Annotated in this window: 9 protein-coding genes; 3 read left to right on the top strand and 6 right to left on the bottom strand. The window is 69.8% G+C overall.

Annotated features, from left to right (window positions below):
* The first annotated feature begins 33 nt into the window (after positions 1 to 33).
* The 3 genes from EZH22_RS20520 (at position 34) to EZH22_RS20510 (ending at position 4,929) form a co-directional block, all read left to right on the top strand.
* Positions 34 to 1,086, top strand: coding sequence for an extracellular solute-binding protein (locus EZH22_RS20520; RefSeq protein WP_203192305.1), 1,053 nt, complete (start codon positions 34 to 36; stop codon positions 1,084 to 1,086).
* A 38-nt stretch (positions 1,087 to 1,124) separates the two neighbouring features.
* Positions 1,125 to 2,816 (top strand): ABC transporter permease, encoded by a 1,692-nt coding sequence (locus EZH22_RS20515; protein WP_203196659.1) that lies wholly within the window; start codon positions 1,125 to 1,127, stop codon positions 2,814 to 2,816.
* A gap of 70 nt (positions 2,817 to 2,886) precedes the next feature.
* The gene (locus tag EZH22_RS20510; protein WP_203192304.1) at positions 2,887 to 4,929 is read left to right on the top strand and encodes an AsmA family protein; all 2,043 of its coding nucleotides are present in this window, start codon (positions 2,887 to 2,889) and stop codon (positions 4,927 to 4,929) included.
* A 96-nt stretch (positions 4,930 to 5,025) separates the two neighbouring features.
* On the opposite strand, the gene EZH22_RS20505 is transcribed toward EZH22_RS20510, so the two are convergent.
* From EZH22_RS20505 to EZH22_RS20480, 6 genes are all read right to left on the bottom strand, one after another.
* Positions 5,026 to 5,562, bottom strand: coding sequence for an invasion associated locus B family protein (locus EZH22_RS20505; RefSeq protein ID WP_203192303.1), 537 nt, complete (start codon positions 5,560 to 5,562; stop codon positions 5,026 to 5,028).
* A 153-nt stretch (positions 5,563 to 5,715) separates the two neighbouring features.
* Positions 5,716 to 8,001, bottom strand: coding sequence for a xanthine dehydrogenase molybdopterin binding subunit (gene xdhB, locus EZH22_RS20500; RefSeq protein ID WP_203192302.1), 2,286 nt, complete (start codon positions 7,999 to 8,001; stop codon positions 5,716 to 5,718).
* On the bottom strand, positions 7,998 to 9,410 hold the full coding sequence (xdhA, locus tag EZH22_RS20495) for a xanthine dehydrogenase small subunit (protein ID WP_203192301.1): 1,413 nt from the start codon (positions 9,408 to 9,410) through the stop codon (positions 7,998 to 8,000). The genes xdhB and xdhA overlap by 4 nt, the downstream gene beginning before the upstream one ends.
* Positions 9,411 to 9,414: 4 nt before the next feature.
* Positions 9,415 to 10,185, bottom strand: a complete 771-nt coding sequence (locus EZH22_RS20490) for an ABC transporter permease (protein WP_203192300.1) — start codon at positions 10,183 to 10,185, stop codon at positions 9,415 to 9,417.
* 7 nt (positions 10,186 to 10,192) lie between these two features.
* Entirely contained in the window at positions 10,193 to 10,975 is a 783-nt protein-coding gene (locus EZH22_RS20485) for an ABC transporter ATP-binding protein (RefSeq protein ID WP_203192299.1), read from the bottom strand.
* 165 nt (positions 10,976 to 11,140) lie between these two features.
* Positions 11,141 to 12,148, bottom strand: coding sequence for an ABC transporter substrate-binding protein (locus EZH22_RS20480; protein ID WP_203192298.1), 1,008 nt, complete (start codon positions 12,146 to 12,148; stop codon positions 11,141 to 11,143).
* Between the last annotated feature and the right edge of the window lie 157 nt (positions 12,149 to 12,305).

Here is a 12,305-nt window from a genome sequence, read left to right as displayed (position 1 = left end):
CTACCGCCGGCGTGCGCCCGCAGAGGACTTCCCATGCTTGAGTATCGCGTTTCCCGCCGCCTTCTCGCCGCTGGCGCACTTGTGCTCGCCGCGGGCCTGCTCTCGGCGCTGCCGACCATCCCGGCCCGCGCGCAGCAGGTGGTGAACATCTACACCACCCGCGAGCCCGGCCTCGCGGCCCCGCTGTTCGAGGCCTTCACCAAAGCCACCGGCATCGAGGTCAAGAGCGTCTACATCAAGGACGGTCTCGCCGAACGGGTGAAGGCGGAGGGAGCTTCCTCCCCGGCCGACATCCTGATGACGGTGGACGTGGGCAACCTGCTCGACGTGGTCGATGCCGGCGTGACCCAGCCGGTGGAGACGCCGACCCTGAAGGCCGCCATCCCCGCCAACCTGCGCGATCCGGCCGGCAACTGGTATGCCCTGTCGCTGCGCGCGCGCCTGGTCTACACCGCGAAGGACGTGGTGAAGCTCGACGCCATCACCTACGAGGACCTCGCCGACCCCAGGTGGAAGGGCAAGGTCTGCATCCGCTCCGGGCAGCACCCCTACAATGTGGGGCTCGTCGCGGCCTTCCTCGTCCATCACGGCGAGGAGAAGACGGAAGCCTGGCTGCGCGGCCTCAAGGCCAACCTTGCGCGCAAGGCCGCCGGCGGCGACCGCGAGGGCGCGCGCGACATCCTCGGCGGCATCTGCGACCTCGCCGTCGGCAATTCCTACTATGTGGGCCTCATGCGCTCGGGCAAGGGCGGGCCGGACCAGAAGAAGTGGGGCGACGGCATCGGCGTGCTGCTGCCCACCTTCGCCGGCGGCGGCACTCACGTGAACGTCTCCGGCGCGGCCGTGGCGAAGAACGCACCCCACAAGGACGCTGCCATCACGTTCCTCGAGTTCGCGGTGTCCCCGGCCATGCAGGCGGTCTACGCCAGGGAGAACATGGAATATCCCGTGATCGCCGAGGCCAGCATCGACCCCGTCATCGCCGGGCTCGGCAAGCTCAAGGTGGATCCCATCTCGCTGGTGGACATCGCCAAGAACCGCAAGCGGGCCAGCGAGCTCATCGACAAGGTCGGCTTCGACAACTGACCCCAACGCGCCCCGTGGCCGACGCCACCACGAGCCAGATGTCCCTCCGGGCGCGCCTGCCGGCGTTCCGGAGGGTTTCGCCTTGGGTGGCGGCCTCCGGCCTCGTGGCGCTGTTCGTCCTGCTGCCGCTTCTCGCCCTCCTGCGCATCGCCGCGGAAGGCTCCGGGGACATGTGGCCCCACCTGATCGCCACGGTGCTGCCGTCGGCCCTGATGCAGACGGGCACGCTGCTCCTCGGCGTCGGCCTGCTCACCCTCGCCTTCGCGGTGCCGTGCGCCTTCCTCGTCGCAACCTGCAGCTTTCCGGGCCGTGGCGTGCTGGAATGGGCGCTGCTGCTGCCCCTGGCCGTGCCCGGCTACATCGTGGCCTTCTCCTATCTCGATGTGCTGCATCCGCTGGGGCCGGTGCAGGAGGCCCTGCGGGCGCTCCTCGGCATCGCCAGCCCGCGCGACCTGCGCCTGCCGGACATCCGCTCGACCGGGGGGTGCATCATCGTTCTGTCGGCGGTGCTCTATCCGTACATCTACCTCTCTGCGCGGGCCAGCTTCGCGCTCCAGTCCGCCGCCGCGCTGGAGGTCGCCCGCACCCTCGGGGCGAGCCGCGCGCGCGCCTTCGTTCGCGTCGCCCTGCCCCTCGCCCGGCCGGCCATCGTCGCCGGCCTGACCCTGGTGCTGCTGGAGACGCTCGGCGACATCGGCGCATCCGAATTCCTCGGCGTGCGCACACTCACCGTGTCCATCTACGCCACCTGGGTGAACCGCTCGAACCTGCCGGGGGCCGCGCAGATCGCCCTGGTCATGCTGACCCTAGTGCTGGTGCTGATCCTGGTGGAGCGGGCCGCGCGCCGGTCCCGGCGCTTCACCGCCACCGGCTCCGTCCGGCCCCAGAGCCCCACCGCGCTGAAGGGAATCGCCGGCCTCGCCGCGACCCTCTTCTGCCTCGTCCCGGTGACGGCCGGCTTCATCGTGCCGTTCGTGCACCTCTCCGTTTCCGCAGTGCGGCGGCTGGGCGAGACCGGCCTGCCGGTGCGCATCTTCGGCGAGGCCGCCACCACGGCCACCATCGCCTTGTGCACCACCGTCCTCGCCCTCGGCCTCGGCCTCGTGGTGACGCTGGCGCAGAGGCTCGACCGGCGCCCCCTCGCTTTCGCCTTCGCCCGGCTGTCAAGCCTCGGCTATGCCGTGCCCGGCACCGTGCTCGCTGTCGGCCTGCTCAGCCCCCTCGCCGGCTTCGACAACATGCTCGACGCGACCCTGCGGCAGACGTTCGGCCTCTCCAGCGGCCTGCTGCTTTCCGGGTCCGGCGCCGCATTGGTCGCGGCGCTCGCCATCCGCTTCCTCGCCATTCCCGTCGGCGGCATCGAAGCGGGGTTCGCCAAGCTCTCCCCGCATCTCGACATGGCGGCGCGCAGCCTTGGCTGCGACCGGCCCTCCACCGTGCGCCGGGTGCTGCTGCCGCTGCTGCGCCCCTCCCTTGCCACCGCCGCTCTTCTGGTCTTCGTGGATGCCATGAAGGAGCTGCCCGCCACCCTCCTCTTGCGCCCGCTCGGGCTCGAGACGTTGGCCACCCACGTCTACGGCGAGGCGGCGCGCGGCACCTACGAGGATGGCGCCCTCGCGGCGCTCGTCATTCTGCTGGTGGGGCTCGGCCCGGTGATTCTCCTGGCGCGCATGTCGGCATCGGCCATACGCGCCTCCTCCGACACGCCGCGCAGCACGCGAGGCCGTTGAATCCGGGCCGCTTCCGGCCCGGCGCCCCCAGCCATCAAAGCGACACAGACGCCAAGGATCTTGCGCCCACTTGATCGGGTCCGGCTTCGGGCCGCTGCCCCGCCTGCCCTTCGAGGCACGGGTGCCCCTCGCGATCGGAGACTTCTGGGCCGAAATGGTGCGTCTCGGGAAACATGCCCGCCGGGCAGGCGTGGTGGCTCTTTCAGCCGTTGGCGGTGCCGTGGTCGTGGCGCTCGTCCTGGCGCTCGCTTTGCCGCGGCTGATTTCCGGTGACGAGCTGCGCCGCGCCGCCGCCCAGGCGCTGTCGGGGTCCACCGGCCAGCGGGTGGTGATTCTCGGCGAGCCGTCGCTCAGCGTCCTGCCGTCGCCGCGGATCCATCTCGGCAAGGTGTCCTTTCCCCTGCCCGCCGGCCAGTCCCTCGACGCGGAGAATGTGGACGCGCGGCTGGACCTCTGGCACCTCCTCGCCGGCCGCGTGGACGTGACCGACGTGATCGTCGTGCGTCCCACCCTGGTGCTCACCGGCGACGGCCTGAGGCCCGCCCTCGCGGTAGCGCCCGCCCTCGCGGCGCAGGACCGGCCGGAGCTGCGCATCGTCGGCGGCACCATCGCATGGCGGACGGCGGGCGGCCTGACCCGCGAGCTGGTCAGCGACATCGACGCCAGTCTCGACCGGATCATGAAAGGGCGCGGCATAGCCCTGTCCGTGGAGTTCGACTGGCGCGAGGAACGCATCGCTTCCACCCTCATCCTGGACGATGCGACAGACTTCCTCGCCGGCACGCCCACCACCGCGCGCTTCCTCATCGCGCGCGACGGCGCGAAGGCACGCTTTACCGGGGAGGCCTCGGCCGGAACGGCGCTCGCCCTCGACGGCAAGGTCACCGCCGAGGCAGACTCCCTGCGCGACCTCTTCGACTGGGCCGACATGAGCATGCCCGGGCGGAACGGCTTCGGCGACTTCCTCCTGGGCGCCCACCTGAACGTGGACGATGACGGAATCTCGCTGACCGAGGCGACCCTCGACCTCGATGGAAACCGGGCTGAAGGCGGACTGCTGGTGAAGCTCGGCGGTGCGCGCCCGGTGGTGCAGGGCACCTTTGCCACCGAACGGCTGAATCTTGCTCCTTATGGCACCATCCAGCTCACCACCGCGGAAGGACGGGAGTGGGACCGCAGCGCCATCGACCTCGATTTCCTGCGGGCCTTCGACCTCGATCTGCGCCTCTCGGCGGGGCAGGTGCGGCTGGAGCACTCGGCGTTCGAAACCATCGCCGCGAGCGCCGTGCTGAATGACGGACGCCTCGTGCTCGCCCTCGGCGAGGCGCGGGGCTGGGGCGGCCTGCTTCAGGCGTCCCTCACCCTCGCCCCCGCCAACGACGGAACGACGGGCCCCACCGGGGCCGAAGTCCGCCTGGAGGCGGAAACCAGCGACCTCGATCTTGCCCGCGCCCTCGACGAGTTGGCCGGCGTCCGGCGGGTCGAGGGGACGGGCGCGCTTCAGTTCGACGTGCAGGGGCGCGGGCGCAGCGTGCACGACATCGCGCGCAGCCTCTCGGGCACGGCGAGCCTCACCAGCGCCGATGGCTATCTCTCCGGCATGGACGTGGCGCAGATGCTCCAGCGCATCGAGCGCCGCCCGCTTTCAGCGGTCAACGAGGCGCGGGGAGGACGGACCGCCTTCTCGAACCTCACCGGCCGCATCGCCATCGCCAATGGCGTCGGTGCCGTGGAAGAGCTGCGGATCGAGGGCAAGCAGATGCGCGTGACCGCCGAGGGCGACGTCTCCATCGTCGGCCGCTCGCTCGACCTGAGCGGGCACGCGGCCCTGCTGCTGCCGGCACGCGGCAGCGAAACGACGGGAAGCACCGGCCGGACCGCGCAGGGCGCCGCGCCGCGCGAACCGACGGACCTGCCCTTCACCGTGCGCGGGCCGTGGGACAATCCGAGCATCATGGCCGACCCGCTGAGCCTGATCGAGCGCTCGGGCGCGGCCCAGTCCCTCATCGAGGCGGTGAAGAGCCGGAGCGGCCCGGCGAACGCCCAGCCGGCGCTCAACACCATCACCGGCCCGGCGGCTCAATCCCCGGCGGCGGTGCCGCCAGGCAATTGAGGGCAAGCATCTGAGGGCAAGCATCGCTTTCAGGCTGGCCGATTCAGGCTGCTCGCCGCAGATCCCACCCGCGCAGGACTTTGCCGGTCGGCTCCGTCAGCCCTTCAGGCTCGCCTCGAGCGCGACGCCGAGGCCCTTGAAGGAGAGCGGCAGGATGATGGGATGGCGCGAGCCGTCCTCGAACATGAGATCGCCCACGCCGGCACTGGCCTTCAGCGCGGTAATCTCCTCGGCCTTCAGCTCGGTCGAGGCGATGCAATACTGGCCGCACCGCTTATAGGTAAGGACCACATCCGGCACGCCGGCGACCTTCAGGGTGACGTGGGCGGGCAACCACACGCCGGGAGGCACCTGGGTGATCAGGCGCACCAGTCCGCCCTTCTCCGCCCGCACCGCCACATGGGCGAGGATGCCCTTGCCATCGGCAGGCTGAAGGGTTTGCACCGCCTCGCACTCCCGCTTGTCGCCCGCGCCCTTGCAGCGCACCGTCCAGTCGTCGTGGGTGGAGCGGGTCTCGGACGCGGGGGCCGCCGCCGTCTGGGCGGCCGCCGGGGCAACGAACGCGGCGGCGGACAGGAACAGCGCCGGCAGAAGGGCGGCGCGGAGGGAGGGGACCAGATCGGAAAGCGCCATCTGCTTCGTCCTTTGCATTTCGCCGTCTCGCCGGCCGTAGCCAGGCGCCCCGCCCTCGCCCACCCGCGCAGGCCATGGGGACATATCCGACGCGGGCCGCCGGTGGCAACGGGAATTGCGGACCGGCGCAGCGTCACTCCCGCCGTTATCGGATCACGCGCCGGCCCGACGTGTCGCCACCGCATCCAGCACCCGCTCCGCCGTTGCCGGCGCATCGAGGCGGATGGGTCCCTCCCCGGGAATGCTCGCGACGGCGTCGCGGATGGCCAGCCATATGGAAATGGCGAGCATGAGCGGCGGCTCGCCCACGGCCTTGGAGCGCAGCACCGTCTCCTCCCGGTTCGGCCGGTCGAGGAGATGGACACGCAAATCCGGCGGCACGTCGCGCGAGCCGGGGATCTTGTAGGTGGAGGGGCCGCGGGTGGCGAGGCGGCCCTTTTCGTCCCACCTCAGCTCTTCGCAGGTGAGCCAGCCGAGCCCCTGCACGAAGGCGCCTTCCACCTGGCCAAGGTCGATGGCCGGGTTCAGCGAACGCCCGCAATCCTGAACGATCTCGGCCCGCAGCACCCGCACCGCGCCGGTCAGGGTGTCCACGGCCACCTCGGCCGCAGCGGCGCCGTAGGTATAATAATAGAAGGGACGGCCCTGGGAGGTCGCCAGATCGAAATGGATCTTTGGCGTCTTGTAGAAGCCCGCGGCCGAGAGCTGGACCCTCTGTTGCCATGACAGCTTCGCCGCCTCGCCGAACGACAGGCTCCGGTTTCCAGCGCTCACCCGCCCGTCGGCGAACACCACCTCGTCCGCCGGGCAGCCGAAGTGCGTGCCCACGACGCCTGCCATGCGGCCCCGGATCTCCTTCGCCGCAACCAGCGCCGCCATGCCGTTGAGGTCCGAGCCGGAGGAGGCCGCCGTCGGCGAGGTGTTGGGCACCTTGGCCGTGTTGGTGGCGGAGACGCGCACATGGCCGAGGGGAATACCGAAGGTATCCGCCACCACCTGCGCCACTTTCACGAACAGCCCCTGCCCCATCTCCGTGCCCCCGTGGTTCAGGTGCACCGAGCCATCCGTGTAGACATGCACGAGCGCCCCGGCCTGGTTCAGGGTCGTGAGGTTGAAGGAAACGCCGAACTTGATGGGCATGGTGGCAAGGCCCTTGCGGATCACCGGGCTCGCGGCGTTGAAGGCGGCAACCTGGCGCCGCCATTCGTCCATGTCCGAAACCGCGTCGAGATGGGCGACCACATCGGGGATGATGTTGTCCTCCACCTCCTGCCCGTAGGGGGTCACGTTGCGCGGCGCCTCGCCGTAATAGTTCGCCGCGCGGACCTCCTCGATGGGACGGCCGAGCGCGCGGGCCACCGATTCCATCACCGCCTCGATGGCGAGCATGCCCTGCGGCGCGCCAAAGCCCCGGAAGGCCGTGTTGGAGACGGTGTGGGTCTTCGCCAGCACCCCGCGATAGCGCGCCGCCGGGATGAAATAGCAATTGTCCGCGTGGCACAGGGCGCGGGAGACCACGGCGGGGGAGAGGTCGGCCACATTGCCGCAATCCGCCGCCAGCTCCAGGTCGAGGCCGGCGATGCGGCCCTCGCCGTCGAACCCCACGTCCCAGCGGATGCGGAAGGGGTGGCGCTTTCCGGTGGCCTCCATGTCCACGTCGCGCGGGAGGCGCAGCTTCACCGGCTTGCCGGCATGGTGGGCGAGCAGCGCCGCGATGGCGGCGATGATGGTGGCCTGGCTCTCCTTGCCGCCGAACGCCCCGCCCATGCGCCGCACCTCCACGGTGACGGCGGCGAACGGCAGCCCCAGCACGTGGGCGACGCCATGCTGGGCTTCGGTAGGGTGCTGGGTGGAGGAAAAGACCTGCATGTCGCGGTCCTCCCCCGGAATGGCGATGGCGATCTGGCCTTCCAGATAGAAGTGGTCCTGCCCGCCGCAGCGCACCTCGCCGGTAACGCGGCGGGGTGCCGCACCAAGGGCTGCGGCGATGTCGCCGCGCGCAACCATCTGGTCCGGGCCCACCCGGGCATCGGCGGCGAGCGCCGCGTCGAGATCCAGGAGAGCCGGGAGCGGCGCGTATTCCACCTTTACCAGAGCGGCGGCGGCGCGGGCGGCATCCAGCGTCGGCGCCGCCACGGCGGCCACCGGATGGCCCACATATTCCGCCTCGCCCTCGGCCAGCGCCGGCTCGCCGGCGCGAATGGGGGCGATGTCGTTGATGCCCGGCACATCGGCCGCCGCCACCGCCACCACGCCCGGCAGGGCACGGGCGGCCGAAAGATCGATGGCGACGATGCGGGCGTGGGCATGCGGGCTGAGGACCAGCGCCGCATGCAGCAGGCCGGGCGGCTCCGGCATGTCGTCGAGATAGATGGCGCGGCCGCTCACGTGCGCATTGGCGCTTTCATGCCGGGCCGGCACATGAACGGCGCGGGTCATAGCGCCTCCAGCTCCAGCGGCAGATCCGCCCGCGTGGTGGCGAGATGCAGCCGCCGCACGAGATTGGCGGCCGCCGCCCGGCGATAGGCGGCGCTGGCGCGATGGTCGGAGAGCGGCGCGAAATCCACGTCCAGCGCCGCTTCGATTCCCCCGGGAACCGCCACCCACGGCTGGCCGACGAGCGCCTCCTCCAGCGCCCGTGCCCGCTTCGCCCGTGCCGCCATGCCACCGAAGGCGGCGACGAGGGAGACGAGCCTTCCGCTCTCGATCCGCACGCGGAATGCGGCCAGCAGGGTGGAAATGTCCTGGTCGAAGCGCTTCGAGAGCTTCCAGGCGAACAATTGCTCGTCCGCAGGCAGGCGCGGCAGGCGCAGCGCCGCGATCACCTCGTCCGGCCGCAGTGCAGTCGCGCGATAGCCAGTGAGGAAATCATCCACCTTCATGCGGCGCAGGCCGGCCGCCCCGGCGAGCTCCACCTCGGCATCCAGTGCCAGCAGCACCGGCAGCGTGTCGCCCACCGGAGAGGCGGTGCCCAGATTGCCACCGAAGGTGCCCATGGCCCGGATCTGCCGCGAGCCGATGCGGCGGATGAGGCCGCCGAACGCCGGGAAGACCGCTTCCACCGGCGCGAGCCCCTCCGCATAGGTCACGGCCGCGCCGAGGACGAGGGCACCATCTTTCTCCGCCATGTGCTTCAGCTCGGGCACGCGGCTGGTGGAGATCGCCAAAGGAAAGCCGCGCCGCTGCTTCGCCGGGATCAGGCCGAGGTCGGTGGCGCCGGCGATGAGCACGGCATCGGGATAGGCCGAGCGCAGGGCCACCAGCTCCGAAAGCGTCTCCGGGAACAGGTGCTGCTCGTCGCCCGCCACGATGCGCGCGCTGCGTGGCGGTGCAGGCACCGGCGGCTCGGACGGTGCCGGCTCGGCGCACAGGGCACGGGCGGCATCCACGATGGGGCGATAGCCGGTGCAGCGGCAGAGATTGCCTGCCAGCGCCTCGTGGATCTCAGGATCCAGGATGCCGTCGCGCGCCGCCGCGTCCTGCTGGAGCACGTAGAGCGACATGACGATGCCCGGCGTGCAGAAGCCGCACTGGGTGCCGTCGCTCTCGGCCAGCGCGCGCTGGACCGGATGGAGCGCATCGCCCCGCGCCAGCCCTTCCACCGTCTTAACCAGCGCGCCGTCGAGCTGGGACAGGAGCATCAGGCAGGAATTGACCGCCTGCCAGCGCACGCCGCCTTTCTCCACCCGGCCGATGGCAATGGTGCAGGCGCCGCAGTCGCCTTCGGCGCAGCCTTCCTTGGTGCCGGTGAGGTGACGGCGGACGCGCAGATAGTCGAGCACCGTCGTGGAGGGGGCGACGCCCTCCTCCCGCACCGTCTCCCCGTTCAGCACGAAGGCGACGGCCACGCCGTCAGCCCCCCGCGCTGTTGGTGGAGCGAAAGGCCCAGGCGACCATGCGCCGCTCGAAGGCGGCGAAGACGGCGTACATGAGGATGCCCTCGATCGCGAGCGCCAGCAGGCCGGCGAACACCAGCGGCATCTGGAAGTTGGACCCCGCCTGCACCATGAGATGGCCCACGCCCGCATTGGCGCCGATGGTCTCCGACACCACCGCCCCGACGAAGGCGAGGGTGATGCCCACCTTCAGCGCCCCGAAAAGATAGGGCCCCGTGCGCGGGATTCCCACCTTGCGCATGATGTCGAGCTTGGAGGCACCGAGCGCCCGCAGCACGTCCTCCAGCTCCGGCTCGGTGGTGGCAAGGCCGGTGGCCACGTTCACCACGATCGGAAAGAAGGAGATGAGGAAGGCGGTGAGGATAGCCGGGATCTCGCCGATGCCGAACCACATGATGAGGATCGGCACCACCGCGACCTTGGGCACCGAATTGAAGCCGATCATCACCGGATAGAGCCCGCGGTAGATGGTGCGCGACCAGCCCACCACGATGCCGAGCGCGATGCCGAACACCACCGCGATGGCAAAGCCTGCCATGGTGGTCCACAGGGTGACGAAGGAGTTCTTCAGCAGCGGCCACCAGTATTTGACCATGGCGGCGAAAATTTCCGTGGGCGCCGGCAGGATGAAGCTGTCGATCCGGAACAGCCGGCAGGCCGCCTCCCAGATCACGAACAGGCCGACGGTGAAGGCGACGGGGGCGATATCCTCGGCGGAGACTTTCATGTTCGCCTCATGCCGCCTGCCGGACTTCGGCGATCTTGCCGCGCAGCTCGTGCACCAGTTGGGTGAAATCCGGCGTGTAGCAGACATCAAGGTCGCGGGGCCGGGGGAAGTCCACGGTGCGGCTCTCGACGATATGGCCTGGGCGCGCGCTCATCACATGGATGGTGTCGGCGAGGAAGCCGGCCTCACGCAGATCATGGGTCACCAGGACCACGGTGAAGCCGAGCTTCTGCCACAGGTCGCGCAGCACGCACCACAATTCCTCGCGGGTGAAGGCGTCGAGCGCGGCGAAGGGCTCGTCCAGCATGAGCAGCGCCGGCTCGTGGATGAGCGAGCGGCACAGGGAGGCGCGCTGCTGCATGCCGCCGGACATCTCCCACGGAAAGCGATCGGCGAAGGCGCCGAGGCCGACCACGTCGAGCAGCGCCATGGCCTTGTCCTGGAACGCCGCCTTGTCGCGCGAGAAGCGCTGCCGGTAGGGCGGCACGATCTCCAGGGGCAGCATCACGTTGGCGAGCACGGTGCGCCAGGGCAGGAGATTGGCGTTCTGGAAGGCCATGCCGGCCATCTTCACCGGGCCGGTGACCGGCTTGCCATCCACGCGGACGGTGCCGGCGGTCGGGCGGATGAGCCCCGTCACCAGCTTCATGAGGGTGGACTTGCCACAGCCGGACGGCCCCACCACGGCGGCGAACTCGCCCTTGCGCACATTCAGCGTGGTGCCGGCCAGCGCCGTCACGGGTCCGGTGCGTCCGGGATAGGTCAGGGTCACGTTGTCGAGGACGATCACGGGGAGGCCTTTCGGTGGGCCAGGATCGGATGAACTCCCTCTCCCCTTGCGGGAGAGGGTCGGCGTGAGGGGTATGGCGCCCTTCGTTCCAGCGTTTGGAAAAGCCGCGCCAAGCCCCGCACCCCCAGCCCCTCTCCCGCAAGGGGAGAGGGGAGATCGAAAGGTTCACATCTTCCGGTCGGCCACCGGCGGCAGGAACTCGCTGGTGAAGATGTCCGCAGCCGTGGGCTTGGCCTTGAAGTCGTAGGTGATGGCCACCTGGTCGATGGACTTGGCAAGCCGCGCCGCATCCACGTCGCCGATGCCGTTGGCCTTCACCCAGTCGGTGACGATGTTGTCGCGCAGAGCCATCTCCAGCCGCGCGAGCTCGATGGCCTCGTCCGCCGTCTCGTTGCGCTTCATCACCGACTTGATGGCCGCCTTGGGGTCCTTGGCGGTGTCGATGATGCCCTTGATGGTCGCCTTTACGAAGCCCTTCACCACGTCGGGATGGGCCTTGGCGTAATCCGGATTGACCATGATGGCGTTGCCGTAGAGGTCGAGCCCGTGGTCGGACATGAGCATCACGACGATGTCGTCCGCCGGCACGCCTTTCTGGCGCAGGTTGAAATAGGAGGAAAAGGAGAAGCCGGTGATGGCATCCACCTGCCCCGCCGCCAGCATGGGCTCGCGCACCGGGAAGCCCACGTTCTCGACCTTCACCTTGTCGGCGTCGATGGCGTTCTCCTTCACGAAGGCCTTCCACTGGGCGAAGGCGCCGTCGGGCGCAGGCGCGCCCAGCGTCTTGCCTTCCAGGTCCTTCGGCTTGGTGATGCCGGTCTTCTTCAGCGTGACGATGGAGAAGGGCGGCTCGTCATAGACCATGAGCACGGCCTTCACCGGCTTGTCCGGGTTCTGGTCGCGGAACTTCATCAGCGAGTTGATGTCGAAGAAGCCGATGGGATAGGTGCCCGCCGCGACCCGGGCGATGCCGGCGACCGAGCCGGGGCCGGAATCGATGGTGACGTTAAGGCCCTCCTGCTTGTAGTAGCCCTTGTCCAGCGCCACGAAATAAGGCGCAGACGGCCCCTCGAACTTCCAGTCGAGGGCGAACTTCACGTCCGTCTCGGCCGCCGCCGGCCACGCCGCGAGGACGGCGAGCGCGGCGGCGAAGGCATAACGCATCGGCTTCATGAAAAGCTCCTCCGGTGATCCCGGTTCGGCGTGTTCCCGCACCTCCCGGTGCAACCCGCATGCCAAGGCCGTCTCACATGACACACGGTTCGCCCCTGCCAGCCCCCGTCCGCCTGCCCTCCGCACCGCGCGGGATATGCCTGATTATTAGTCTAAT

Origin of the sequence: Xanthobacter dioxanivorans (genome assembly GCF_016807805.1) — a bacterium.
Lineage (GTDB): Bacteria > Pseudomonadota > Alphaproteobacteria > Rhizobiales > Xanthobacteraceae > Xanthobacter > Xanthobacter dioxanivorans.
Note: the sequence above shows the minus strand (reverse complement) of the source record. Positions and strands in the feature narration are given on the sequence as shown.